This is a genomic window from Rhizobium sp. RAF56 (assembly GCF_052113965.1).
Lineage (GTDB): Bacteria > Pseudomonadota > Alphaproteobacteria > Rhizobiales > Rhizobiaceae > Rhizobium.
Window position 1 is genome coordinate 21,598 of the sequence record NZ_JBFRDU010000040.1, and the last position, 23,266, is coordinate 44,863.

A 23,266-nucleotide genomic window follows, 5' to 3' on the forward strand; every position below is an offset into this window, starting at 1 on the left:
CTGCTCAAGCCGTTTCGGATTCGAAGGCACCGTGGCAGTGCTTGTACTTCTTGCCCGAACCGCAGGGGCAGGCTTCGTTGCGACCGATGCGGCCCCAGGTGGCCGGATTGCGCGGATCACGCTCATCTGGCGCAACAACGCGATCGCTCACCGCTACCGCGCCTGCAAACTGATCTTCCCCGGTCGTGGCATCCACGTGGTGGGCCTGCATGAACGGCAGCGGCTCGGGCTCCGGTGCCGGCTGCTGGACGAGTTCCACGCGCGACAGCTGCGCGGTGACGGCCTGACGCAGATTGTTGAGTAGCGACTGGAAGAGTTCGAATGCTTCGGCCTTGTATTCCTGCAGCGGATCGCGCTGGGCGTAGCCGCGGAAGCCGATCACCGAACGCAAGTGGTCAAGGTTGACGATATGCTCGCGCCAGAGGCCGTCGAGCGTCTGCAGCAGGACAGAACGCTGGACATATGTCATGATTTCCGGACCGAAGCGCTCGGCCTTGGATGCGGCGGCCTTGTCGGCAACCTCGGTGATGCGGGCGCGGATATCGTCTTCGCCAATACCCTCTTCCTTGGCCCAAGCCTCGACCGGCAGGTCGAGATCGAAGTGCTGGTTGACGGCGGCCCGCAGACCCGCTGCATCCCACTGTTCGGCATAGGCGCGTGCCGGAATGTAGATCGCCACCAGATCTTCGATGACCTCATGGCGCATGTCGGCCACGGTCTCGTCGATGTTCTGCGTTTCCATGAGATCGACGCGCTGGTCGAAGATGACCTTGCGCTGGTCGTTCAGCACGTCGTCATACTTCAGCACGTTCTTGCGGATGTCGAAGTTGCGGGCTTCCACCTTCTTCTGGGCGCGTTCCAACGCCTTGTTGATCCAGGGATGGACGATCGCTTCGCCTTCCTTGAGACCGAGCTTCTGCAGCATCCCGTCCATGCGGTCGGAGCCGAAGATGCGCATCAGGTCGTCCTGAAGCGAGAGGTAGAATTTCGAGCGGCCCGGGTCGCCCTGACGGCCGGAACGGCCACGCAGCTGGTTGTCGATACGGCGGCTTTCGTGGCGTTCGGTCGCAATGACGTAGAGACCGCCGGCGGCAAGCGCCTGTTCCTTCAGCACCTGGATCTCTTCAGCGATGGCAACGATCTTCGCGTCGCGCTCGGGGCCAGGCTCGACGTCTCCGAGTTCCCGTTCGACTCGCATTTCGAGGTTGCCGCCGAGCTGGATGTCGGTACCGCGACCGGCCATGTTGGTGGCGATCGTGACGCCACCGGGAACGCCGGCCTGGGCGACGATATAGGCTTCCTGTTCGTGGTAGCGGGCGTTCAGGACCTGGAACTTCGAGAAGCCCTCCTTACGCATGCGGTCCGCGAGGTATTCCGACTTCTCGATGGACGTCGTTCCGACCAGCACGGGCTGACCGCGCTTATGCGCGTCGAGGATCTCGGCGATGATCGCCTTGTACTTCTCTTCCGTGGTCCGGTAGACCTCGTCATCTTCGTCGATACGCTTGATCGGCAGGTTGGTCGGAACCTCGATGACTTCTAGCCGGTAGATGTTGCCGAATTCTTCCGCTTCGGTCGCTGCCGTGCCCGTCATGCCGGCGAGCTTTTCATACATGCGGAAATAGTTCTGGAAGGTGATCTGCGCCAGCGTCTGGTTTTCCGGCTGGATCTGCACCCGTTCCTTGGCTTCCAACGCTTGGTGCTGGCCCTCGGAATAACGGCGTCCCGGCATCATGCGGCCGGTGAACTCGTCGATGATGACCACTTCGTCGTTGCGGACGATATAGTCCTTGTCGCGCTGGAAGAGCTTGTGGGCCTTCAGGGCGTTGTTGACGTGGTGGACAATCGCAACGTTCTCGATGTCATAGAGGGAAGCGCCCTTGAGGAGGCCTGCGTCGCGCAACAGGTTTTCGAGCTTCTCAGTGCCCTCCTCGGAGAAGTTGGCAGAGCGCTGCTTCTCATCGATCTCGTAATCGCCTTCCTTCAGCATGGGAATGAAGGCGTCGATCGCGGTGTAGAGATCCGAGCGGTCGTCGAGCGGGCCGGAGATGATGAGCGGCGTGCGCGCTTCGTCGACCAGGATCGAGTCGACTTCGTCGACGATCGCGAAATTGTGACCGCGCTGAACCATCTGGGCCCGGTCGTATTTCATGTTGTCGCGCAGATAGTCGAAGCCGAGCTCGTTGTTCGTCGCGTAGGTGATGTCGCAGGCATAAGCCGCGTGACGCTCCTCGTCGGACAGGCCGTGGACGATGACGCCCGTCGTCATTCCGAGGAAGCCGTAGAGGCGACCCATACCGCTGCTATCGCGCTGAGCCAGATAGTCGTTGACGGTGACGACGTGTACGCCCTTGCCGGCAAGTGCATTGAGATACACCGGCAGCGTTGCCACCAGCGTCTTGCCTTCACCCGTCTTCATTTCGGAGATGGCCCGCGAATGCAGGATCATGCCGCCGACCAGCTGTACGTCAAAAGGTCGCAGGCCGAGCACGCGGCGGGCGCCTTCGCGCACGACCGCAAAGGCCGGAACGAGCAGATCGTCGAGCGTCTTGCCGTTCGCCAGCTGCTCGCGAAACTCGACTGTTTTTGCCGCCAGCTGCTCGTCTGAGAGCGCGCGCATCTGATCTTCGAGCGCGTTGATGGCATTGACTTGGGGTTGGAAGGACTTCACCACGCGATCGTTGGCCGAGCCAAACAACTTTCGGGCAATTCCACCTAGGCTGACCATATGACTGGTCCTTTCTGAAATTTCATTTCGGCCGGTTCCTTGAATGTCCGCCCAGCGAAAACAGGGCGCACGATTAGGAAACGCCCGGAAACGTTCTGGACGCGAGGTTGCGTGACAGATAAGAGGGGGGTCGGTTGATGTCAACGGGATTGGCTTATACACAAAGGCCACATTCTGATGCAGAAGGCTTTTTCCGGCCGGATTCTCAGGTGCTGAGCCGGTGCGAACTTCGAAGGGTTATCTTAATGCTGAGCTACAACAAATTTGCAGCCGTTGCTTTCGCGACGTTCGTTGCATTCCAGGCCCCCGCCTTCGCCGCCGACGCAGATGCCGTCGTCGCCAAGATCGGTGACGTAGAAATCCATCAGTCGGAACTCGATCTTGCGGTCGCCAACCTCGATCCGCAGCTCGCACAGCTGCCGGCCGACCAGAAGAAAGTCGCAGCGCTCTCGGCCGCGATCGACGTCAAGCTCTTGGCGACGGCTGCCGCCGCTGAAAAGCTTGAACAGTCGGCCGACTTCCAGAAGCGCATGTCCTACCTGAAGGATCGCGAGCTGCACAACGCTTACTTCAAGGCGCATGTTGTCGACACGGTGACGCCGGAAGAAGTCAAGGCTCGCTACGAAAAGGAAATCGCCGCTCTGCCGAAGCAGGAAGAGGTCCACGCCCGTCACATTCTCGTGAAGACCGAGGATGAGGCCAAGGATGTCATCAAGCAGCTCGACGCCGGCAAGGATTTCGCCGAGCTCGCCAAGGAAAAGTCGACCGACCCGAATAAGTCTGAAGGCGGCGACCTCGGCTATTTCGCCCACGGCCGCATGGTCAAGGAATTCGAGGATGCGGCCTTCGCAACCCCGGTCGGCACCTATAGCAAGACGCCGGTCAAGACCGATTTCGGCTATCATGTCATCAAGGTCGAAGACAAGCGCGTTGCCCCGCCGCCGCCCTTCGAGCAAGTTCAGGACCAGGTTCGCCAGCTCGTCATGCGCGACAAGTATCTTGACCTCCTGAACAAGGCCAAGGCCGCGACCAAGGTCGACATCGTGGACGAATCCCTGCGCAAGGGCTACGACGACGCCAACAAGCAGCAGCTGCAGGGCGGCGACGGCCAACCGCCGGCCGAGCAGCCGCAGCAGTAACAACAACCATCGGGCCCGGATCTTCCGGGCCTTCCTCTATCAGGGTCAGCTAATGTCCGGTTCCGTCTCTCCGCTCGCTCCGAAAACCTTCGCTTCCATGCCGGCGCTCCGGGGCGTGCGCATGGCGACCGCCGCCGCCGGCATCAAATACAAGAACCGCACCGACGTGCTGCTGATGGTGTTCGACGAGCCGGCCTCGGTGGCGGGCGTTTTCACTCGCTCCAGGTGCCCCTCGGCGCCCGTCGATTTCTGCCGGCAGAACTTGGCCCACGGCGTTGCCCGCGCCGTCGTCGTCAATTCCGGCAATGCCAACGCATTTACGGGCGTGAAGGGCCGTCAGGCGACCGAGCTGACCGCACAATCGGCGGCCGCCGCCGTCGGCTGCAGCGAGCGCGAAGTGTATCTCGCCTCCACCGGCGTCATCGGCGAACCGCTGGACGCGACGAAATTCGCCGGAGTGCTCGGTACGATGCATGACGGCGCCACCGACGATTTCTGGTTTGAAGCCGCCAAGGCCATCATGACCACCGACACCTATCCGAAGGTCGCCACAGGCAGCGCCGAGATCGATGGCGTCAGAGTGACGATCAACGGCATCGCCAAGGGCGCCGGCATGATCGCGCCTGACATGGCGACAATGCTGTCCTTCGTCGTCACCGACGCCGACATCGCGCCTTCCGTGCTGCAGTCTCTTTTGTCGGCGGGCGTCGAGCCGAGCTTCAATTCGATGACGGTCGATAGCGATACCTCCACCTCCGACACGCTCATGCTGTTTGCGACCGGTGCCGCAAAGACCGACGGACAGGCGCGCATCGACCGCGGCGACGATCCACGGCTTTCCGCTTTCCGTGATGCCCTCAACGATCTGCTCAAGAACCTCGCGATCCAGGTGGCGCGCGACGGCGAAGGCGCGACGAAGATGCTGGAGATCACCGTCACCGGTGCCGAAAGCGACGCTGCGGCGAAGACGATCGCGTTGTCGATCGCCAACTCGCCGCTGGTCAAGACCGCGGCCGCCGGCGAGGATGCCAACTGGGGCCGCGTCGTCATGGCCGTCGGCAAGGCCGGCGAGATGGCCGACCGCGACCGCCTGGCGATCTGGTTCGGTGATGTCCGTGTCGCCGTCAACGGCGAGCGCGATGCCGGCTATTCGGAGGAGGCCGCCTCTAACGTGATGAAGCGGCAGGACATTCCGGTAAAGGTCGATCTCGGCATCGGCAGCGGCCGCGCCACGGTCTGGACCTGTGACCTGACGAAGGAATATGTTGCCATCAACGGCGACTATCGGAGCTGACGGCCTCATCATGCACGCAACTTCCTTGAAGGGCAGCCTGCCGCTGGTGCGCAGGCTCGAAGCCGTAGGCTTTCGGGCGTGGCCAGCCTCGTCCGTGCATTATGACGGAAGCTGGCAGGTGCGGCTGACGGCCGGACACCCCTCGAAACGGCTGAATTCCGTCGTCCCGCTCGATCCCTCCGACCACCGCGACGTGGACATCCGGCTGGAAAAGGCGCGGCGCAAATTCGAGGCCTATGGCCGCCTCATGGTGGTGCGGGAAACCCCGCTCGCGCCGCCCGTATTGATGGATTTCCTGCGGCAGCAAGGGTGGCAGTGCTTCGACGAGACGATCGTGATGACCGCCGATCTTGCCGCCATCGATTTGCCCGACACGATGGATCACCTTCCAAGCCACGACGTCGGCCGCTATGTCGATGCAAACCTCGCCGTTGAGGGTACCGACCCGATACGCAAACCGGCGCTTGCCGAAGTGGTCAGCGGCATCAAACCGCCGTCAGGACTTTTCATCATCGAGGATGGCGAGACGGGGCCGGTCGCCACGACGCTCTGCGTGCAGGATAACGACCTTGCCGGCATCATGTCGCTGTCGGTATCGCCGGCGTATCGCCGCCAAGGCCTTGCGACGGAAATCCTCGCTTCGGCCCTGCGCTGGGCGCGGACCCGCAGCGCCAAGACCGCCTGGCTGCAGGTGACCGCCGGCAACGTACCGGCGATCGCGCTCTATCACCGCTTCAACTTCCATGAGGTCTGCCGCTATCGCTACTGGCAGCCGGGGACCGAGGCATGAGCCAGGGCGGGCGCAAGATCCTGCTGGTTGCGGCCTGCGCGCTCCTCGACAGTGATGGCAGGATCCTGCTTGCGCAGCGGCCCGAAGGCAAATCGCTTGCCGGCCTCTGGGAGTTTCCCGGCGGTAAAGTGGAACCCGGCGAAACGCCGGAGGAAACGCTGGTGCGCGAACTCGAGGAAGAGCTCGGCATCGTCACACGCATTCCATGTCTGGCGCCTCTCACCTTCGCCAGCCACACCTACGAGACGTTCCACCTGCTGATGCCGCTCTATGTCTGCCGCCGCTATGAGGGAATAGCCGTCGGTCGCGAGGGGCAGGCGATCAAATGGGTGCGGCCGCAGGCGCTGCGCGACTACCCGATGCCGCCGGCCGACGAGCCGCTGATCCCCTTCCTGCAGGATCTGCTCTGAGCCGCCCCGGATTTTTCGGAAAAGACCGGATACGCGCCCGCTCTCAGGCGGATATTAATGAATCCTTTAATCCCTTCTGGCAAAGATTGCTTTCAATCAAGCGATTGGCGTGTGTGAAGAGGCTTGACATGATGGATGACGATTTCTGGAAGGCGGTTCGCGAGAAGGAACAAGCGTCTTCCAAGTCGCGCCGGACCGGCGCGCTGAATATCGCCCTTCTCTTTGGAACGGCGGCGGTTGCGCTTTCGCTGATCCTGACGCCGATGCTATCCGACAAGTCGAAATCGAGCGTGCTGGCGAGCGCGCCGGAGTTCGACGCGATAACGACCGGCTCTATCCCGAAAACGGAGAACGGCAAGCGATACACCATCCGCCGCAGCGTTCTGCAGCAGGAACCCGGCGCGGTCTGCGTCATTCAAGGCTACGGCGACGGCGGCTGCTAGAGCCGTTCCAGCAAAAGTGTGAAACGGTTTTCCGTCCGGAACTGCGTGAAAACAAAAAGATAGAGCAGCTGATCTGCTCTAGATTTTCGACAGTCGATTCCAAGAAAGACGCAGGCGAATTCAAAGCCTTCCAGTGCTCCTTGCGCGCCAAAAAGAGCGCGCGGCACTATCGGAAGGCGGGCGCGGGCGACGGCATATCGGCTGATTTCGGAAGGTGCTGGGGGGTGCCATGTCTGCGATACGGAATTTCTGGAACTGCGAAGCCGGAGCGACAGCGGTCGAATACGGCCTGATCGCCGCGCTGATGTCGGTGGCGCTGATCGCCGGTTACGGCAGCGTGGCGAACAGCATCTCGAAGACCTTCACGTACCTCGCCGAACAGTTGAACACCGAGACCCCGGCTTTCTGAAATTCCTCAGGCAAGTCTCTACTACGACTTCAGCGGATGTTCCTTGACCTTCAAGGCGTCCGACAGCCGGACCTTTGCCGAGCCCGGCTTCAACGGCTTCTGCTGGCTCTCGTGCGGCGTCCATCCGCTGGCGTAGATGATCGAAAACGTCGCGCGGATGCGGCCATCCGGGTCGGAATAGCGCTCCGCATAGAGTTCCGCGGCGCGCAGGAAGAATGATCGCGTCAGCGGCTTGCGGCTGCGCGCAGACAGCGGATTGGCCATGCCCATGGCGCGCAGGTCGCGCATCAGCGGAAAAAGCGAATCGTATCGCACCGTGTAGGTCTCGGCATCGACGACCGGCAGCGCAAAGCCCGCACGCTGCAACAGGTTGCCGACGTCGCGGACATCGGGGAAAGGAATGACCCGCGGGCTCGCGCCACCCGTCATCTCGATCTCCGTCGACAGCAGCACGTCCCGCAGCTCCCGCAGCGTACCCGAGCCCGGAATGGCGGCGAGGAACAGCCCGTCCGGCTTGAGCGCCCGTCGGATCTGCACGAAAACCCCCGGCGTGTCATTTGTCACGTGCAGCGAAAGCGGTGAGAGCACTAGGCTGACCGAAGCCTCCGCAAGTGGCAGCGTTTCGAGCGGCGCTTCGACGACCGCGTCACCCGGCGCGGCGAATAGCGCATCGGTTTCCACCCGCGTCAGATGGCCGATGCGGCCCGTCTGAAACGCCAGCCGCGCGGCGACGCCGGTGCCCCCGTGCAACTCCACCCCCTCGTCGAAATGGCGCTCGACCACCGTCAGCCGCTCCGCCAGCTCCTCGGCGGCAATATCGAGCAGAAACGCAGCCTTCGGGTCGCCACCGATCGCGGCACGGCGGCGGTTTGCGGCGAGCAACGGCTGGTCGAAGACGATATCCATGGCAAATCCTGTACTCGAAGTCTCTTGCGTCGCGACGCGGGGAGAACGCCAGTTGTTCCCTTGCAATTGCGGGCGGAAACCGCTTCGCACTTTTCCTGCAATTGTTCTAGTGTCAACAATATGGGGATCATGGGGCGCGAAATCATGGCTTTTGCGGGAACCGGCCGCGTTCTTCGCTTGGCTGCGGGGCTCGTCGATCTCGTTTTCCCGCCGACCTGCGCCGCCTGCCGCGTATCCACCGGATCTCATCGCAGCCTTTGCCCAAAATGCTGGTCTGCCGTCCGCTTCATCGAGCGGCCCTATTGCGAGGTGCTCGGCAGTCCCTTCTCGCACGACCTCGGAAGCGGGATCCTCAGCGCCGAGGCCATTGCCGATCCACCGGTCTTCGACCGGCTACGCTCGACCGCCATTCATGATGGCGTCGTGCGCGATCTCGTGCATGGGCTGAAATATCGCGACCGCACGGATCTTGTTCCCATGATGGCCGGCTGGATGTTGCGGGCGAGCGACGGCCGTATTGCGGCGTGCGACGCAATCATCCCCGTGCCGCTGCATCGCACGCGGCTTTTCCTGCGCAAGTTCAACCAGGCGGCGGAGCTCGCGCGCCACCTCGCCCGCCTCTCCGGCAAGCCTTTCCTGCCGGCGACGCTCGTCCGCGTCAAGCGCACGGCGCAGCAGGTGGGCCTCAGCGCCCGGGCGCGTGAGGATAATGTTCGCGGCGCTTTCGCCATCGCATCAGGGCGCGAAAACGACGTCTTCGGCCGTCGTGTCGTTCTTGTCGACGACGTCTATACGACCGGAGCGACGGTGACGGCGGCGACCCGTGTGCTGAAAAAAGCCGGGGCGGCGGAGGTCACCGTTTTAACCTTTGCAAGGGCGCTCGGCGGGCCTATATGACGGAAAAACGTCTTTTCTCTTCGGAGCGGCCCATGGCATCTGTCGAAATCTATACGCGTGAATTCTGCGGCTATTGCAGCCGCGCGAAATCCCTGCTCGAATCCAAGGGCGTCGACTATGTCGAGCATAACGCCACCTATTCACCGGAGCTTCGGCAGGAAATGATCGGCAAAGCGAACGGCCGCGCCACCTTCCCGCAGATCTTCATCAACAACCAACATGTCGGCGGCTGCGACGAGCTGCATGCGCTTGAGCGCGCCGGCAAGCTCGACCCGATGCTTTCGAACTGAGGAACGACCATGACCTTCAAAGCTGCCGCCATCCAGATGTGCTCCGGCGTCAATCCGGAAAAGAACGCTGCCGACATGGCCCGCCTCGTGCGCGAAGCTGCCGCCAAGGGTGCGGTCTATGTGCAGACGCCGGAAATGACGGGCGCGGTGCAGAAGGATCGCGCCGGACTGCAGGCCGTCCTTAAGGACGAGGCGAACGACATCGTTGTGCGCACCGCCGCCGAACTTGCCAAGGAACTCGGAATTTACCTGCATGTCGGATCGACGGCGATCGGTCTTGCCGACGGAAAGATCGCCAACCGCGGCTTCCTGTTCGGCCCGGACGGACAACTCGTCACCCGCTACGACAAGATCCATATGTTCGACGTCGACCTCGCCAACGGCGAGAGCTGGCGCGAAAGCGCTGTTTACAATCCTGGCGCCGAGGCGCGCATGGCATCCCTGCCCTTTGCGGAACTCGGCTTTTCGATCTGCTATGACGTGCGTTTCCCGCAGCTCTTCCGTGCCCAGGCGGTTGCCGGCGCCGAAGTGATGACGGTTCCGGCCGCCTTCACCAAGCAGACAGGCGAGGCGCATTGGGAAATCCTGCTGAGGGCCCGCGCCATCGAGAACGGCATGTTCGTGATCGCCGCCGCGCAGGCAGGCCGCCATGAAGACGGACGCGAAACCTTCGGACACTCGATGATCATCGATCCCTGGGGCAAGGTGCTTGCCGCCGCCGGCGGCACGGGCGAGGCCGTCGTGATCGCCGATATCGACGTTGCGGCCGTCAAGGCGGCGCACGACCGCATTCCCAATCTGAAGAACGCGCGCGACTTCTCGCTTGAGAAGGTTGCAGGCATCAAGGCGGGAGGCGTTGCTGCGTGATCCGTTACGCGCTCAGCTGTGACAACGGCCATGAGTTCGAAGGCTGGTTCGCCGCGAGCGCCGACTTCGACCAACAGCTTGCGTCCGGTTTTCTGTCCTGTCCGACCTGCGGCTCGGCCACCGTCTCCAAGCTCCTGATGGCGCCGTCGGTTTCGACCGCGCGCAAAAAAGAAGAAATGCGCACGCTTGTCATGGACACCGCTCGCGCGGAGGCCCTGGCCAAGATCAAGGAAGCCGTCGCCGCCATCAAGGCGAATGCCGAGGATGTCGGAACCAAGTTTCCCGAGGAAGCCCGCAAGATCCACTACGGCGAAGCCGACGCACGCGGCATCATCGGCCAGGCGAGCTTGCACGAGGCCGAGGCTCTGATGGAAGAGGGCATCGAGATCGCCGCCCTTCCCATAATCCCCGACGATGTGAACTGAGCGATCTTTGTCTTTGAGGCAGTTCCGGACGGAAATCCGTTTCACGCTTTTCCTGGAACTGCGCTAGCCGGCACGCGCCTTGGCGGGAGGTATTATTTCCGCCGCCGCTTTCTCGCGGAGTTCACGCCGAATAACCTTGCCGGTGGTGGTGAGCGGGAGGGCGTCGACGAATTCGATTTCGCGCGGGTATTCGTGCATCGAAAGGCGCGTCTTCACCCAATCGCGAATATCAGCCTCGAGCGCCTCGCCGGGCTTGAACCCCGGAACCAGCACCACATAAGCCTTGACGATCTCCGTGCGGATAGGATCCGGCTTGCCGACGGCGGCTGCGAGCTGCACCGCCGGATGTCCCGCGAGACAGTCCTCGATTTCGCTCGGTCCGATACGATAGCCCGACGAGGTGATGACATCGTCGTCGCGACCCACGAAGCTTATGAAGCCGTCGGCGTCGCGCTTGCCGAGATCGCCGGTCAGAAGCCAGTCCCCGACGAATTTGCCGGCTGTCGCCGCCTCATCCTGCCAGTAGCCGAGGAACATCACCGGATCGGGCCGGCGGATGGCGATCTGCCCCGGTACGCCGGCGGCAAGCTCTCTTCCCTCCGCATCCACCACCGCGACATGGTGTCCTGGCGTCGGGCGGCCGATGGCGCCGGCGCGCGTCACGCCAAAGGCGGCGCTCGACGACAGCACAAAGTTGCACTCTGTCTGACCGTAGAATTCGTTCACCGTGATCCCGAGCACCGATCGCGCCCATTCGTAGGTCTCCCGACCGAGCGATTCGCCCGCCGAGCCGACCGTCCTCAGCTTGAGATCATAGAGCGCCCGCGGACGCTCGACGGACTTCAGGAGTCTGAGCGCCGTCGGCGGGATGAAGGCGTTGCGCACGCCCATCTCGGCCATGATGCGGAAGGCCGTATGCGCATCGAACTTCTGCCCAGGGGAGGAGACCACGGGCACGCCGAGCATCAGGCTCGGAAGCAGCGCGTTGAGAAGTCCACCGGCCCAGGCCCAGTCGGACGGCGTCCACATCTTGTCGCCGGCTTTCGGAAAGCCTTCATGGGCGAACTGGATGCCGGGAATATGGCCGGCGAGCACCCGATGACCGTGGAGCGCCCCCTTCGGAGGACCTGTCGTTCCCGAGGTGAAAATCATCAGCGCCGGATCGTCCGGCCCCGTATCGGCAACGGAGAAAAGCGGCGGATGGGCGGAAAGGAGATCGCTGAAGCCGATGACGCCTTGCCCCGCCCCATCGATGCTCACGACATGCCGAAGTTCGGGAAGATGGTCGCGGATCGGCGCCAGCCGGTCGAGGCCGAAGCTGTTGGTTACCAGCGCGACCGCGCCCGCCGTCTGCAGGCGATATTCGAGCGCCTCCGCCCCGAAAAGCAGCGCGAGCGGCAAAGCAATCCCGCCCATCTTGTAGATCGCCACATGGGCAATCACCGTCTCGAAACTCTGCGGCAGAAGCAGCGCCACGCGGTCGCCGCGCTTGATGCCGAGGGCCGCAAGCCCGTTCGCCAGAGAGGCCGAACGATCGCGAAGCGCGCCATAGGTCAGCGACAGGTGGTTTCCGTCTGGACTGAAATGTTCGAGACAGACACGATCCGGCTCGCGCTCGGCCCAGGTATCCGCCACGGCGACGCCCATATTGAACGTCGCTGGGATATCCCACGCGAAATCGCGGTAGAGAGCCTCATAGGTATCGCCGGCAGGCAGGAGCATCGTCAGACCATTTATTGCTGCAATGCAGCTAACATTGCTCGCATCTGCAACGCAAAGGGAATCATCGCCGCCTGAAGCGGTTCCGGCCCAAATTTTCGGCGTTGCGCCCCTGCGTCACGAAGTTTTGAACATCGAGGCGAATGGCTCAAGGCTTTTCGCGCGAGGCACTCGGGGCTGATCACCCCTCCTCGGAAGGCGGTACCGAAAGCTCGTCCCGGACGGCGGCGAGAAATTCGTCGGCAAGCGAGGCATCGTCCATGGCTTTCGCCAGAATGACCGCGCCCATCATCGCCGACAGGCTGGCCAGCGCCCGGCGCCGGCGATCCTGCTGGCTTTCCCCCGGCACGATTTCCTCGAGAATCCCCGCAAGCGACTGCAGACCATCCGTAAAGGCCGACTGCATCTTTGCGCCATGGCGGCTCACATCCTGCGTCAGCGCCGCGAAAATGCAGGATTTGCCGGGAGCGTCGAGATTGCGACGGGAAAGATAGTAATCGAGCAGCGCGTCCAGCGGATCCGCGTCCGCGTTTTCCACCACGGCCGTCCAGCGCTCGGCCGTTCTTTCGACCACCGCTTTGCTCGCCTCGAAAGCCAGCTCGTCCTTTGAGTTGAAATGGCCGTAGAAGCCGCCATGGGTCAAGCCCGCGGCCTTCATGATGTCGGCAACGCCAATGCCCTCGAAACCTTTCTCACGGAACAGCTGTCCGGCGACTTCGAGAATTTTGGCCCGGTTCTCCGCGAATTTCTCACGGCTCACTCTCATTCCATTCTTCCTTTTGCAACCACTTGACAATTTATATGATGGCCGTCATCAATAATCAACAAACATGATGAGCATCATCTAACGCGGCCCGCTTCGCGAGAAACGGGTGCACTGACATTGCGCGGAAAAAAGGGGGCGGCAGCCGCCCGGTCGCCCGCCGTAACACCAACGGAACAGACATTATGGTCTCCTCTATTCTTGCCCCATCGCTCGCCCGGCGCAACATCCATTACGGCTGGGTCGTCGTCGCGACTACGTTTCTCACCATGCTGGTCACGGCAGCGGCGATGGGCGCGCCGGGCGTGCTGATCAAGCCGCTGCAGATGGAGTTCGGCTGGGAGACGTCGCAAATCTCCAGCGCGCTTGCGATCCGCCTCCTGCTTTTCGGACTGATGGGGCCTTTTGCGGCTGCATTCATGAACCGCTTCGGCCTTCGCCCGGTCATCACCTTCGCGCTGGCATTGATCGTCGCGGGCTTCGTCGGTTCGCTCTTCATGACCCAGCTTTGGCAGCTGATGCTGCTCTGGGGCATCGTGGTCGGTTTTGGCACGGGGCTCACCGCCATGGTGCTCGCCGCCACGGTCTCCGCGCGCTGGTTTTCCGCACGCCGCGGCCTCGTCGTCGGCATGCTCTCGGCAAGCTCGGCAACCGGTCAGCTCGTCTTCCTGCCGCTGATGGCGGAGTTGACGGAGCGTTATGGCTGGCGTTCGACGATCGTCTTCGTCTGCGGGCTTCTGACCCTTGCGGCCTTCTTCGTACTTGCGCTGATGCGCGACCGCCCCTCCGACCTCAACCTGCCCGCCTATGGCGACAACACAGTGGCGCCACCGCCACAAGCCGCGGCCGGCCTGCTGACACTTTTGACCTCGCCGCTCCTGACGCTCAAGGAGGTGTCGCGCAGCTCCACCTTCTGGATCCTCTTTGCCACGTTCTTCATCTGCGGCCTCAGCACCAACGGGCTGATCCAGCAGCATTTTGTGACGCTTTGCGGTGATTTCGGCATCGTGCCGGTCGCAGCCGCCAGCATGCTTGCGGTCATGGGCATCTTCGATCTCTTCGGCACCATCGGCTCCGGCTGGCTGTCCGACCGCTTCGACAGCCGCAAGCTGCTCTTCTGGTATTACGGCCTGCGCGGACTGTCGCTGCTCTACCTGCCATTCAGCAACTTCACCTTCTATGGCTTGTCGATCTTCGCCGTCTTCTACGGCCTCGACTGGATCGCGACGGTACCGCCGACGGTGAAGATAGCGACCGACCGGTTCGGGCGGGAAAAGGCGGGCCTCGTCTTCGGCTGGGTGTTCGCCGGCCATCAGCTGGGAGCGGCCACCGCCGCCTTCGGCGCCGGTCTGTCGCGCACAGCACTCGACAGCTACCTCCCCGCCTTCTTCGTCGCCGGCGCCTTCTGCCTGCTTGCGGCAATCCTCGCCGTCACCCTCAGAAAGCCGGAACACGCGCTTGCCGACGCCGTCCCGGCAGAATGACCAGCGCGTAAGCGGCGCGCCACAACGGCCGCCGCCCAACCGCCCGGAAATACGAAGCAATTGTTTCGCCCGCCCGTCTTGCGCGCGCGGGCGATCGCATGTTAGACACCCGCCTCGTCGGTATCCGTTGCCCCATTGGCGGAATTGGTAGACGCGCTCGACTCAAAATCGAGTTTCGAAAGAAGTGCTGGTTCGACTCCGGCATGGGGCACCACGGCGGCGATGCAGGAAGCCTTTGAAGGATCCGCGAAACCGCCAAGACCCGGCGCATAATCACGTATAGGCATCAACTTTCTTCGGTTGTGACTACTCAGCGCCTCAATCTGCACCCGAGTTCCGCATCTTCTTGCTCATCTGCTACCTCAGAACATCGCTGAAACATTAAACGGTTGACGTTAAGTTCATACATTGCGGATACAACCAACAGTGGGAAAACGTATGACCACAAGGTTAGGGTATGGCTGAATATTTATCTCAGTCTGAAGCAAACGCGCTGTTGGAAATGGAGAAACACGCGGAGGCTGGGGCTTCATATCGGTTCCCTGCAAAAGGCGAGCGGTTGTCGATACCGCTTCTCAGCGCAGATGAAAAAGAAAACTTCCACGTTGACGTCAACCGTAGAAGCATCGCGCTCTACAAGTGCACTTTCAATGGACGCACTCGAGGAAATGTAATCCTTGCGCGCCTCGACTTGAACGGCTCACCTCATAGAAATCCCGATGGTGAAGAAATCGATTGTCCTCACCTGCATCTCTATCGGGAGGGCCACGGTGACAAATGGGCCTATTCGTTGCCTGATGGAGTTTTTTCAGACCTCGCCAACCTAAAGGCTGTGTGCCAAGATTTCTTGACTTACTTTAGGGTCGTATCGCAACCTCAGATCACATCAGATTTGCTCACATGACCAAGTCCATACCGGAATTAGTCGCAAGCTACCGCAACTGGCTCTCTGATAAGACCCAAGTTCGTGAACTCACCCAAGGGTGGCACGAAATCACCACCCCTTTTGTTGACCACCACAACGATATGATCCAGCTCTATGCTCGCCGAAAGGGCGATCAGATCGTGCTCACCGATGACGGCTACACAATCAACGATCTCACAGACTCTGGTTGTGACATCGATAGCAGCCCGAAGCGTAAGGCCCTTCTTTCAACCACGTTGAACGGCTTCGGTGTTCATCGCGCCGGTCGCTCCTTGGAAGTGACAACGACCGAGGCTGATTTCGCCTTCAAGAAGCACTCGCTGTTGCAGGCAGTCTTGGCTGTCAGCGATATGTTTATGCTGGCTCAGTCACAGGTTCATAATCTCTTTGTCGAGGACGTTTACGGGTGGTTGGATCAGAATGACATTCGCTACACCCCGAGAGCTAAGTTTTCTGGCCAAACAGGCTTTGACCATGTCTTTGAAGCGGTCATTCCAAAGTCCAGAAGCGCGCCAGAGAGACTGCTGAAAACTATCGCAAACCCAACTCGCGAAAGAGTCGAGGCCGCAATTTTTGCATGGTCTGATACTCGGAAGGCCCGGCCCGAAGGCGCAAAACTGTATACGTTCGTGAATGATCAGCGACCACTCTCAAGCGGCACTCTCGATGCCTTGGGGGCTTACGAGATTGCGCCTGTTCGCTGGTCCGAGCGCGATAGCTTCCGGGAGGCCCTGGCCGCCTGACTTAATTCCGGCCTTTGGACTTCGGCCTGTATAATTTACTGAATATCGCAGCATTGAAACTGCTACAGTAAACTGCTACAGCAACTACCCCAGGCGAAGCTATAAGTAGTTGAAATTGCATAACATAGAACGGTGCCTTGAGCCTGGGATAGGCCACCACCATCAAGCGCGCGAAGCCCGAATTCGCTGGCGCCTCCCACCCTCAATCACGCATTTTTTTGCTCGCCCGCACGGTCCCGTCCTGTCGCGACCATTTACAGCCACATTCCTCCCCCCTAAAGCTCTTGCACTGCAACAGGAAAGAGACCGGATGCTTCGCAAACTCTATGACTGGACGATGTCGCTTGCCGGCCAGAAGTCGGCCGAAGTCTGGCTCGCCGTCATCGCCTTCATCGAAAGTTCGATCTTTCTGATCCCCGCCGACGTGCTTTTCCTGCCGATGTCGCTCGCAAAGCCTGAGCGCGCATGGCGCTATGCCTTGACGGCGACGGTCGCATCCGTGCTCGGGGGTATCGCGGGTTGGGCGCTCGGCTACTATGCCTTCGAGGCGGTCGCCAAGCCGATCCTTGAATTCTACGGCAAGCTGGACGCATTCGACCAACTGCGAAACGGCATGACTTACGCCACCGTCGTGTTGCTCTTGATCACCTCCGGGCTTGCCCATCTGCCGCCGATCAAGGTCGTGACCATCCTTTCCGGGGTCGCCAACATCAATCTTGGCCTGTTCATCGTTTCGGCGATCCTTGCGCGCGGCGCCCGTTTCTTCTTCCTCGCCTTTCTGTTGCGCCGCTACGGCGAGCCGATCCGCGGCTTTATCGAAACCCGGCTGAGCCAGATTGCGATGGTCGTCGCCGCTGTAGTCATTCTCGCCTATTTTGCCTTCCATTTCCTGGCGCACTGACCGGAGCCTCCCATGGACCAGACCTCGAGCCTTTCCCGCCGCAGCCTCGTTTATTCGATCGTCGTCGCGCTCGGCATGGCGGTTGTTGTCGGCTCGGCGCTCGGCTTCCAATACATCGGCGGCTATATTCCTTGCGAACTCTGCCTGTTGCAGCGGCAGCCCTATTATTACGGCATCCCGGTTGCGCTGATCGGCGCGATCCTGGCGCTGACCAGCCTGCCGCCATGGATTTCGCGCGCCTTCCTGCTCGCGGCCGGCATCCTGATGCTCGTCGGCGGCGGCATCGGCGTCTATCACGCCGGCGTCGAATGGCATTTCTGGGAAGGTCCTACGGCCTGCTCCACCACCGCCTCCAGCATGACCAGCAATGCCGGCGACCTCCTGGCGCAACTCGACACCATCAAGGGCCCATCCTGTACGGAGGCGGCGCTGCGCGTCCTCGGCCTATCGATGGCGGGATGGAACGTGATCGCCAGTATCATCCTCGCCGCGATCGCCTTCATCGGCGTGCGCAAGTCGGCGTAGAGTGGGAGCAGTTCGGGAACGGCCCGCATCGCGTCTGGAGCGTCGGCGCTGGAGCAGTTCCAGGAAAAGTGTGAAACGGTTTTCCGTCCGGAATTGCATGAAAAGGGATGGAACTGCGATGCGAAGCAAAGCAGATCTGCGCTAGGGCTGCAGTTCGGTATCCCAGTAGAGATAGTCGAGCCAGCTGTCGTGGAGATAGTTGGGCGGGAAAAGCCGGCCGTTGTTGTGCAGGTCCTGCACGGTCGGCTGGAACGGTCTTTGCGACGGGAACATTCCCGCCTGCTTCGGCAGCTTGCTGCCCTTCTTCAAATTGCAGGGCGAACAGGCGGCGACGACGTTATCCCAAGTGGTCTCGCCGCCGTGGGCACGAGGGACGACGTGATCGAAGGTGAGATCGTCGTGGGCGCCGCAATATTGGCACTCGAAACGGTCGCGCAGGAAAACGTTGAAGCGGGTGAAGGCGGGATTGCGCGAGGGTTGGACGTAGGTCTTGAGGCAAACGACGCTCGGCAGACGCATCGAGAAACTCGGAGAAGAAACGCACTGCTCATATTCCGCGATGATGTTGACGCGGTCGAGAAATACCGCCTTGATCGCGTCCTGCCAGGACCAAAGCGACAAGGGATAATAACTCAGTGGCCGGAAGTCGGCGTTCAAGACGAGCGCCGGCAGGGCCTGTGGGGAGACTGCAATCGTCAAGGAGCCCTCCTTATCGATTCGGCATCTGCATCTGTATATTAGGCCGCTTGTTACAGGATTGTGAAGTCCCATAAACTTCTGAACACAGCGGCATATCCGCACCGTTCCGACACTCAGCCGAACGGCAACGCGTCACGCCGTAAGCGAGCGGCATAGAGGGCCCAGAACAGCCGCGCCGCGACCGACCGCCATGGAGACCAGAGCAAGGCTTCCGCGGCAAGAGCCTTGGCCTGCGGACGCTCCGGTCGGTCGAAAGCCATGGCGACCGCCGCCTGCAACGCGACGTCGCCGGAAGGAAAGACATCGGCGTGGCCGCAGCAAAACATCAGATAGACTTCAGCGGTCCATGGCCCGATGCCCTTGATCGCGGTTAGGCTCGAAAGCGCCTCATCCGGCTTTCTCTCTCCCAACCCCGCAAGGTCGAAATGTCCGGCGGCGACGGCGAGCGCCAGCCGCGACAACGTATCCGCCTTCGCCGTCGAAAGACCGAAGTCGCGCCAGGCCTCTGGCTCAAGCGCGGCATAAGCCTCAGCGGTCGGCGGACCGCTCCGCGCGCAGATGCGCCGCCAGATCGCCTCGGCGCTGGCGCGCGAAACCGACTGCGACACGACGATATGGGCAAGCCCGGCAAAGCCGGGCTCGATCAGCCGAAGCGGCAAGGGACCCGCCTCCTCGGCAACGGGTGCGAGGCGCGGATCGAGAGCAAGCAACGCCTGCAGCCCTTCGCGCACATCTGCGTCGTTGCTGATGATCCGCATAGCTTCTCCCCGTGGTCGCCGTCTGGAATTCGTGGCAGAAGAAAGCATGTCGTCGATTCCCCGTCAAAAGCCGATTTATCGCTTTGCGCCAAGTCCGAACGGGCCGTTGCATCTAGGCCATGCGCTTTCCGCCTTCCTCAATCGCGACATGGCGGCCGCAGCGGGCGGGCGGTTTTTGCTCAGGATCGAAGATATCGACCTAGCCCGCTGTACGCCCACTTTCGAAGAGGGTGTCTACCAAACACTCGACTGGCTCGGTCTTGCATGGGAAACGCCCGTGCGCCGGCAGTCAGACCATCTCGACGATTATGCAACGGCGTTGCGAACGCTTTACGACCGGGGCCTCGTCTATCCCGCCTTTCTGACGCGCGGCGAGGTCAGGGTGCGTGTCGACGAGGCTGAGGCCAGGGGCAACCTGTGGCCGCGCGATCCCGACGGTTCGCCGCACTATCCGCCTGATGATCGCGACCGCGATCCGAAAACGCGGGAGAAGCTTCTGGCCTCCGGCATGCGCCATGCCTGGCGCCTCGACACCACGCGCGCCATTGCGGAGGCCGGTAAAGACCTAGGCTGGTCCGAGGACGGCGACGGCGAGACCGGCACCATCCTTGCCGACCCGGCTGCCTGGGGCGATGTCGTGCTGTCGCGTTCCGATGCGCCGTCGAGCTACCATCTGTCTGTCGTCGTCGACGATGCGCTGCAGGGCGTGACCCATGTCGTGCGTGGTCTCGACCTTTTTCACGCAACATCCATCCATCGCCTGCTGCAGCGGCTGCTTAATCTTCCCGAGCCGCACTATCATCATCATCGGCTGATCCTAGATAGCGACGGGCGCAAGCTCTCGAAGAGCATGGGCGACACCGGGCTTCTCGAATTGAAGGCCGCCGGCCTGTCAGCGGCGGATATCCGCCGCCTCGTCGGGCTTTGAGCCCCGCTCGTGCTCGGAAAGCGCGTAGATGCGCGTCAGCATCCGGCGCACGCGGAACTTCATCAACGCGGCGTTGATCTCGCCGCCGATGATGAAGATGACGCTGACCATATAGAGAAAGACGAGCACGATCATCGCCGAAGCAAGACCGGCATAGGTCGCGGTATAGTTGGCGAAGGTTTGCAGATAATAGGCAAAGATCAGCGCTCCGCCGAGCCACAGAAGAAGGGTCAGAAGCACGCCGGGAATGACGTCGACTATGGACCTGTATCCCGCCGGCAGCCAGAGATGCACGATCAGCAGCCCCGCCGTCAGCACAAACAGCGTGCCGTAGATGCGCCAGCTATCGATGATGTCGATCGTGCCGGAAAGCCATGGCAGCCATTGTTCGGCATGATTGACCGCGAGCGGCACGGCGACCAGGAAGATGCTGATGGCGGCAAAGATCAGGACGGCGATAAGCACATAGCCGAGACTGGCGAGACGCGTGAAATACCACCGCCGCGTCTCGGGCACCCGATAGGCACGGTTGAGCGAGATCCGCAGAGCCTCGACGCCATTGGAGGCGAAGTATGCCGCGGCGAGTACCGAGATCGTCAACAGACCGCCGCGCGGGATCGTCAGTACCTCGATGACCTGGTCTGCAAGCGGCTTGGCGATCGCCTCCGGCCATGTATCGAAGATCAGATGGATGGCCGTTCCCGAAAACTGGCTGGCGCCGAGAAAGCTTGCGAGCGCCGTGCCGAAAATCAGAAAAGGAAAGACGGCGAGCAGCGTCGACAGCGCGACATGGCTCGCCATGGCAAACCCGTCGTCCTCGATGAAGTGAAAGATCGCGTCGTAGATGACCTTGTAAAAGGTGCGAGCGATGAAAAGCATCCGGTCTCCACGCGCCCGGCCAGTGGAAGGCCGGCTTCTTGCGACCGGTGCGCCGCCGGCCGGTTTGCTGATTGTGTCACTGACACGAATATGGGAAACAACCTGGTTTTGTACAGGAATCATTCGATGGCGGATCAGCGCAATATCGTTGTGACCGGCTGCTCTTCCGGCATCGGCGCGCATTGCGCGCGGGCGCTGAAGGCCGACGGATGGCGCGTTTTCGCGACGGTGCGCGCCGAGGAGGATCTGGCACCGCTCGCCGCCGACGGCATCGACGCTCTCCTGATGGACTACACCAAGCCGGAAACGATCACGGCTCTGGTCGAGACGGTAAGCAGCCGCACCGGCGGCGCCATCGATGCGCTGTTCAACAACGGCGCTTACGGCCAGCCGGGAGCCGTGGAAGACATCACCACCGACGTTCTTCGCCTGCAGTTCGAGACCAATTTCTTCGGCTGGCACGAGTTGACGCGGCAGGTGATCCCGCTGATGCGTCGAAGAGGACGTGGCCGCATCGTGCAGTGCTCGTCCATTCTCGGCCTCCTGCCCTACCGTTTTCGCGGCGCCTATACGGCCTCGAAATATGCGCTCGAGGGCCTGAGCGCCACGCTGCGAATGGAGCTTTACGGCAGCGGCATCCATGTGAGCCTGATCGAACCCGGGCCGATCGCCACTCGCTTCACCGCCAATGCTCTTGCCAAGATCCGGGAGCACGTCGATGTTGAACATTCACCGCATGCCGTGGAATACAGGCGGCAGTTGGCGCGGCTCGAGGGCACAGGCCCCGTCAACCGCCATAAACTCGGCCCCGAGGCGGTTTATGCTGTGTTAAAGCATGCGTTGGACGCCAAAAATCCGCGTCCGCATTACCTCGTGACCACACCCGCCAGGCAGGGCGCATGGTTGAAGCGTCTGCTCCCGGCAGATCTCTTCTACCGCCTGATGTGCCGGCTCGATTGAAAGACGAAGTCCATGTCCACTGTCACCTATGTTCTCGCTATAATCTTCATGGGCCTCGTCGCCGTCGTGCTGGTGCGCGGCCTCGTCAACATGAGCAAGGGCAACAATCCAAGCCTTTCCAACCGCCTGATGCAGATGCGTGTCCTGCTGCAGGCGATCGCCATCGTCCTCATCATGCTGACGCTGTGGCTGACCGGCGGCGGGCGTCCCTCCTAACCGTCTGCAAAGGGAGGCAACCTTGGTCAAACTCAACAAGATCTACACCCGCACGGGAGACAACGGCACCACCGGCCTCGTCTCCGGACCGCGCCGGTTGAAGCACGACCTTCGCGTCGATGCCTATGGCACGATCGACGAGACCAATTCGGCGATCGGCGTCGCCCGTCTTCATGTGCGCCCGGAGACCATTCTCGACGGCATGCTGACCGCCATCCAGAACGACCTCTTCGATCTTGGCGCCGATCTTTCGACGCCGGAAACGGACGAACCGCCGGCCTTCGAGCCGCTGAGGATCATCGATGCGCAAGTGGACCGGCTTGAAAAAGACATCGACCGGCTGAATGCGGGGCTTTCGCCGCTGAATTCCTTCGTGCTGCCCGCCGGGACCGCCGCTGCCGCGCATCTGCATCTTGCGCGCACGATCGCGCGGCGGGCCGAGCGACTGATGGTGGCGCTTGCCCATACCGACGGCGAAAAGGTGAGCGCCGCGGCGCTCAAATTTATCAACAGGCTGTCCGATTTCCTGTTTGTCGCGGCGCGCCATGCCAATGACGATGGCCTGAGCGACGTCCTTTGGGTGCCGGGCAAAAACCGTTGACCCGCCGAAACGGCTGAGGGACCGCTGCAAACGTCAATTGACAACGACTTATGATTGACGTGAACGTAAACGTTATTTATCTACCTAAAGTAATTTTCGTCTTTGGCGGTCGCGAGCGTTGTATTTGGAGAAAAAACGCGTATCCATGTCGCCCACCGACATACGAAAAGGCCGGGAACAGCGCATTTTCCTGCCCAGACCACGTTGAAGGAAGGATCTCATGAAAATCTTGGTGCCAGTGAAGCGTGTCGTCGACTACAACGTCAAGATCCGGGTGAAGCCGGATGGGACGGGTGTCGATCTCGCCAACGTGAAGATGTCGATGAATCCGTTCGACGAGATCTCGGTGGAAGAAGCGCTGCGGCTGAAGGAAGCCGGCAAGGCGTCGGAAGTGGTGGTGGTGTCGATCGGGCCGGCGAAGGCCGAGGAGACGCTGAGGACCGCGCTTGCCATGGGCGCCGACCGGGCGATCCTGGTCGAGACCGATGATGCGGTCGAGCCGCTGGCGGTCGCCAAGATCCTGAAGGGCGTCGTTGCCGAGGAGCAGCCGGGCCTGATCATCGTCGG

27 protein-coding genes and 1 tRNA gene are annotated in these 23,266 nt (G+C 61.5%); 21 read left to right on the forward strand and 7 right to left on the reverse strand.

The annotated features are described in order from the left end of the window. Positions 1 to 4: 4 nt before the first annotated feature. On the reverse strand, positions 5 to 2,728 hold the full coding sequence (secA, locus tag AB4048_RS24200) for a preprotein translocase subunit SecA (RefSeq protein ID WP_442204541.1): 2,724 nt from the start codon (positions 2,726 to 2,728) through the stop codon (positions 5 to 7). Between the two features lie 245 nt (positions 2,729 to 2,973). On the opposite strand from secA, the gene AB4048_RS24205 reads away from it, so the two are divergent. The 6 genes from AB4048_RS24205 (at position 2,974) to AB4048_RS24230 (ending at position 7,213) form a co-directional block, all read left to right on the forward strand. Next, positions 2,974 to 3,867 carry a peptidylprolyl isomerase gene (locus AB4048_RS24205; protein WP_442204542.1) on the forward strand — a complete coding sequence of 298 codons (894 nt, stop codon included), beginning with the start codon at positions 2,974 to 2,976 and terminating at the stop codon, positions 3,865 to 3,867. 52 nt (positions 3,868 to 3,919) lie between these two features. Continuing rightward, entirely contained in the window at positions 3,920 to 5,161 is a 1,242-nt protein-coding gene (gene argJ / locus AB4048_RS24210; protein WP_442204543.1) for a bifunctional glutamate N-acetyltransferase/amino-acid acetyltransferase ArgJ, read from the forward strand. Continuing rightward, the gene (locus AB4048_RS24215; protein ID WP_442204544.1) at positions 5,130 to 5,951 is read left to right on the forward strand and encodes a GNAT family N-acetyltransferase; all 822 of its coding nucleotides are present in this window, start codon (positions 5,130 to 5,132) and stop codon (positions 5,949 to 5,951) included. Before argJ ends, AB4048_RS24215 begins: the two co-directional genes overlap by 32 nt. Then, positions 5,948 to 6,361, forward strand: coding sequence for an 8-oxo-dGTP diphosphatase MutT (gene mutT / locus AB4048_RS24220; RefSeq protein WP_442204545.1), 414 nt, complete (start codon positions 5,948 to 5,950; stop codon positions 6,359 to 6,361). The genes AB4048_RS24215 and mutT overlap by 4 nt, the downstream gene beginning before the upstream one ends. Before the next feature lie 131 nt (positions 6,362 to 6,492). Then, on the forward strand, positions 6,493 to 6,804 hold the full coding sequence (locus tag AB4048_RS24225; protein ID WP_442204568.1) for a hypothetical protein: 312 nt from the start codon (positions 6,493 to 6,495) through the stop codon (positions 6,802 to 6,804). A gap of 229 nt (positions 6,805 to 7,033) precedes the next feature. After that, entirely contained in the window at positions 7,034 to 7,213 is a 180-nt protein-coding gene (locus AB4048_RS24230) for a Flp family type IVb pilin (RefSeq protein ID WP_442204546.1), read from the forward strand. Between the two features lie 21 nt (positions 7,214 to 7,234). Here the strand turns inward: AB4048_RS24230 and AB4048_RS24235 are convergent, their stop codons facing one another. After that, positions 7,235 to 8,119 (reverse strand): methyltransferase domain-containing protein, encoded by an 885-nt coding sequence (locus tag AB4048_RS24235; RefSeq protein WP_442204547.1) that lies wholly within the window; start codon positions 8,117 to 8,119, stop codon positions 7,235 to 7,237. Positions 8,120 to 8,263: 144 nt separating this feature from the next. Here AB4048_RS24235 and AB4048_RS24240 point away from each other — a divergent pair, with 144 nt between their 5' ends. From AB4048_RS24240 to AB4048_RS24255, 4 genes are read left to right on the forward strand one after another with little or no spacing between them, the layout of a single operon-like run. Next, positions 8,264 to 9,016 (forward strand): ComF family protein, encoded by a 753-nt coding sequence (locus AB4048_RS24240; RefSeq protein WP_442204548.1) that lies wholly within the window; start codon positions 8,264 to 8,266, stop codon positions 9,014 to 9,016. 32 nt (positions 9,017 to 9,048) lie between these two features. Continuing rightward, positions 9,049 to 9,306, forward strand: a complete 258-nt coding sequence (gene grxC, locus AB4048_RS24245) for a glutaredoxin 3 (RefSeq protein WP_442204549.1) — start codon at positions 9,049 to 9,051, stop codon at positions 9,304 to 9,306. Between the two features lie 9 nt (positions 9,307 to 9,315). After that, positions 9,316 to 10,173: a carbon-nitrogen hydrolase family protein gene (locus tag AB4048_RS24250; protein ID WP_442204550.1), complete on the forward strand. Its 858-nt coding sequence runs from the start codon at positions 9,316 to 9,318 to the stop codon at positions 10,171 to 10,173. Beyond that, positions 10,170 to 10,598: a DUF1178 family protein gene (locus AB4048_RS24255; protein WP_442204551.1), complete on the forward strand. Its 429-nt coding sequence runs from the start codon at positions 10,170 to 10,172 to the stop codon at positions 10,596 to 10,598. Before AB4048_RS24250 ends, AB4048_RS24255 begins: the two co-directional genes overlap by 4 nt. Positions 10,599 to 10,661: 63 nt before the next feature. Here AB4048_RS24255 and AB4048_RS24260 read toward each other — a convergent pair whose 3' ends face one another. Next, positions 10,662 to 12,320, reverse strand: coding sequence for an AMP-binding protein (locus tag AB4048_RS24260; RefSeq protein ID WP_442204552.1), 1,659 nt, complete (start codon positions 12,318 to 12,320; stop codon positions 10,662 to 10,664). A gap of 178 nt (positions 12,321 to 12,498) precedes the next feature. After that, positions 12,499 to 13,083, reverse strand: a complete 585-nt coding sequence (locus AB4048_RS24265) for a TetR/AcrR family transcriptional regulator (RefSeq protein WP_442204553.1) — start codon at positions 13,081 to 13,083, stop codon at positions 12,499 to 12,501. A 182-nt stretch (positions 13,084 to 13,265) separates the two neighbouring features. Here AB4048_RS24265 and AB4048_RS24270 point away from each other — a divergent pair, with 182 nt between their 5' ends. The 6 genes from AB4048_RS24270 (at position 13,266) to AB4048_RS24295 (ending at position 17,658) form a co-directional block, all read left to right on the forward strand. Beyond that, positions 13,266 to 14,564: an MFS transporter gene (locus AB4048_RS24270; protein ID WP_442204554.1), complete on the forward strand. Its 1,299-nt coding sequence runs from the start codon at positions 13,266 to 13,268 to the stop codon at positions 14,562 to 14,564. Positions 14,565 to 14,693: 129 nt separating this feature from the next. Continuing rightward, positions 14,694 to 14,778: transfer RNA gene (locus AB4048_RS24275), tRNA-Leu, on the forward strand. Between the two features lie 243 nt (positions 14,779 to 15,021). Continuing rightward, entirely contained in the window at positions 15,022 to 15,468 is a 447-nt protein-coding gene (locus AB4048_RS24280; protein ID WP_442204555.1) for a DUF6978 family protein, read from the forward strand. Further along, positions 15,465 to 16,232, forward strand: coding sequence for a DUF1828 domain-containing protein (locus AB4048_RS24285; protein WP_442204556.1), 768 nt, complete (start codon positions 15,465 to 15,467; stop codon positions 16,230 to 16,232). The genes AB4048_RS24280 and AB4048_RS24285 overlap by 4 nt, the downstream gene beginning before the upstream one ends. A 310-nt stretch (positions 16,233 to 16,542) precedes the next feature. Next, complete coding sequence (locus AB4048_RS24290) at positions 16,543 to 17,133, forward strand: YqaA family protein (RefSeq protein ID WP_442204557.1); 591 nt, start codon at positions 16,543 to 16,545, stop codon at positions 17,131 to 17,133. A gap of 12 nt (positions 17,134 to 17,145) precedes the next feature. Continuing rightward, positions 17,146 to 17,658 carry a disulfide bond formation protein B gene (locus AB4048_RS24295; protein ID WP_442204558.1) on the forward strand — a complete coding sequence of 171 codons (513 nt, stop codon included), beginning with the start codon at positions 17,146 to 17,148 and terminating at the stop codon, positions 17,656 to 17,658. A 141-nt stretch (positions 17,659 to 17,799) separates the two neighbouring features. Here AB4048_RS24295 and AB4048_RS24300 read toward each other — a convergent pair whose 3' ends face one another. Both AB4048_RS24300 and AB4048_RS24305 read right to left on the reverse strand, forming a co-directional pair. Further along, on the reverse strand, positions 17,800 to 18,357 hold the full coding sequence (locus AB4048_RS24300; RefSeq protein WP_442204559.1) for an HNH endonuclease: 558 nt from the start codon (positions 18,355 to 18,357) through the stop codon (positions 17,800 to 17,802). A 113-nt stretch (positions 18,358 to 18,470) separates the two neighbouring features. Next, complete coding sequence (locus AB4048_RS24305) at positions 18,471 to 19,163, reverse strand: DNA-3-methyladenine glycosylase family protein (protein ID WP_442204560.1); 693 nt, start codon at positions 19,161 to 19,163, stop codon at positions 18,471 to 18,473. Here AB4048_RS24305 and gluQRS point away from each other — a divergent pair. Then, positions 19,162 to 20,043: a tRNA glutamyl-Q(34) synthetase GluQRS gene (gluQRS, locus tag AB4048_RS24310; RefSeq protein WP_442204561.1), complete on the forward strand. Its 882-nt coding sequence runs from the start codon at positions 19,162 to 19,164 to the stop codon at positions 20,041 to 20,043. The genes AB4048_RS24305 and gluQRS overlap by 2 nt on opposite strands. Here gluQRS and AB4048_RS24315 read toward each other — a convergent pair. Next, the gene (locus AB4048_RS24315; RefSeq protein ID WP_442204562.1) at positions 20,008 to 20,922 is read right to left on the reverse strand and encodes a YihY/virulence factor BrkB family protein; all 915 of its coding nucleotides are present in this window, start codon (positions 20,920 to 20,922) and stop codon (positions 20,008 to 20,010) included. The two genes, gluQRS and AB4048_RS24315, sit on opposite strands and share 36 nt — an antisense overlap. 126 nt (positions 20,923 to 21,048) lie before the next feature. Here AB4048_RS24315 and AB4048_RS24320 point away from each other — a divergent pair, with 126 nt between their 5' ends. The 4 genes from AB4048_RS24320 to AB4048_RS24335 form a co-directional block, all read left to right on the forward strand. Then, positions 21,049 to 21,882: an SDR family oxidoreductase gene (locus AB4048_RS24320; protein WP_442204563.1), complete on the forward strand. Its 834-nt coding sequence runs from the start codon at positions 21,049 to 21,051 to the stop codon at positions 21,880 to 21,882. Positions 21,883 to 21,894: 12 nt separating this feature from the next. Continuing rightward, a complete protein-coding gene (locus AB4048_RS24325) occupies positions 21,895 to 22,098 on the forward strand; it encodes a twin transmembrane helix small protein (protein WP_442204564.1) in 204 nt (67 codons plus the stop codon). Positions 22,099 to 22,120: 22 nt separating this feature from the next. After that, complete coding sequence (locus AB4048_RS24330; protein ID WP_442204565.1) at positions 22,121 to 22,699, forward strand: cob(I)yrinic acid a,c-diamide adenosyltransferase; 579 nt, start codon at positions 22,121 to 22,123, stop codon at positions 22,697 to 22,699. A gap of 220 nt (positions 22,700 to 22,919) precedes the next feature. Continuing rightward, positions 22,920 to 23,266: electron transfer flavoprotein subunit beta/FixA family protein (locus tag AB4048_RS24335; protein ID WP_442204566.1), on the forward strand; the 347-nt coding region annotated here is incomplete at its 3' end.

Excerpts from the sequence above, each read along its gene's own strand:
- secA (WP_442204541.1), bottom strand. The coding sequence starts at position 2,728 with ATGGTCAGCCTAGGTGGAATTGCCCGAAAGTTGTTTGGCTCGGCCAAC.
- AB4048_RS24205 (WP_442204542.1), top strand. The coding sequence starts at position 2,974 with ATGCTGAGCTACAACAAATTTGCAGCCGTTGCTTTCGCGACGTTCGTT.
- argJ (WP_442204543.1), top strand. The coding sequence starts at position 3,920 with ATGTCCGGTTCCGTCTCTCCGCTCGCTCCGAAAACCTTCGCTTCCATG.
- AB4048_RS24215 (WP_442204544.1), top strand. The coding sequence starts at position 5,130 with ATGTTGCCATCAACGGCGACTATCGGAGCTGACGGCCTCATCATGCAC.
- mutT (WP_442204545.1), top strand. The coding sequence starts at position 5,948 with ATGAGCCAGGGCGGGCGCAAGATCCTGCTGGTTGCGGCCTGCGCGCTC.
- AB4048_RS24225 (WP_442204568.1), top strand. The coding sequence starts at position 6,493 with ATGGATGACGATTTCTGGAAGGCGGTTCGCGAGAAGGAACAAGCGTCT.
- AB4048_RS24230 (WP_442204546.1), top strand. The coding sequence starts at position 7,034 with ATGTCTGCGATACGGAATTTCTGGAACTGCGAAGCCGGAGCGACAGCG.
- AB4048_RS24235 (WP_442204547.1), bottom strand. The coding sequence starts at position 8,119 with ATGGATATCGTCTTCGACCAGCCGTTGCTCGCCGCAAACCGCCGCCGT.
- AB4048_RS24240 (WP_442204548.1), top strand. The coding sequence starts at position 8,264 with ATGGCTTTTGCGGGAACCGGCCGCGTTCTTCGCTTGGCTGCGGGGCTC.
- grxC (WP_442204549.1), top strand. The coding sequence starts at position 9,049 with ATGGCATCTGTCGAAATCTATACGCGTGAATTCTGCGGCTATTGCAGC.
- AB4048_RS24250 (WP_442204550.1), top strand. The coding sequence starts at position 9,316 with ATGACCTTCAAAGCTGCCGCCATCCAGATGTGCTCCGGCGTCAATCCG.
- AB4048_RS24260 (WP_442204552.1), bottom strand. The coding sequence starts at position 12,320 with ATGCTCCTGCCTGCCGGCGATACCTATGAGGCTCTCTACCGCGATTTC.
- AB4048_RS24265 (WP_442204553.1), bottom strand. The coding sequence starts at position 13,083 with ATGAGAGTGAGCCGTGAGAAATTCGCGGAGAACCGGGCCAAAATTCTC.
- AB4048_RS24270 (WP_442204554.1), top strand. The coding sequence starts at position 13,266 with ATGGTCTCCTCTATTCTTGCCCCATCGCTCGCCCGGCGCAACATCCAT.
- AB4048_RS24280 (WP_442204555.1), top strand. The coding sequence starts at position 15,022 with ATGGCTGAATATTTATCTCAGTCTGAAGCAAACGCGCTGTTGGAAATG.
- AB4048_RS24285 (WP_442204556.1), top strand. The coding sequence starts at position 15,465 with ATGACCAAGTCCATACCGGAATTAGTCGCAAGCTACCGCAACTGGCTC.
- AB4048_RS24290 (WP_442204557.1), top strand. The coding sequence starts at position 16,543 with ATGCTTCGCAAACTCTATGACTGGACGATGTCGCTTGCCGGCCAGAAG.
- AB4048_RS24295 (WP_442204558.1), top strand. The coding sequence starts at position 17,146 with ATGGACCAGACCTCGAGCCTTTCCCGCCGCAGCCTCGTTTATTCGATC.
- gluQRS (WP_442204561.1), top strand. The coding sequence starts at position 19,162 with ATGTCGTCGATTCCCCGTCAAAAGCCGATTTATCGCTTTGCGCCAAGT.
- AB4048_RS24305 (WP_442204560.1), bottom strand. The coding sequence starts at position 19,163 with ATGCTTTCTTCTGCCACGAATTCCAGACGGCGACCACGGGGAGAAGCT.
- AB4048_RS24315 (WP_442204562.1), bottom strand. The coding sequence starts at position 20,922 with ATGCTTTTCATCGCTCGCACCTTTTACAAGGTCATCTACGACGCGATC.
- AB4048_RS24320 (WP_442204563.1), top strand. The coding sequence starts at position 21,049 with ATGGCGGATCAGCGCAATATCGTTGTGACCGGCTGCTCTTCCGGCATC.
- AB4048_RS24325 (WP_442204564.1), top strand. The coding sequence starts at position 21,895 with ATGTCCACTGTCACCTATGTTCTCGCTATAATCTTCATGGGCCTCGTC.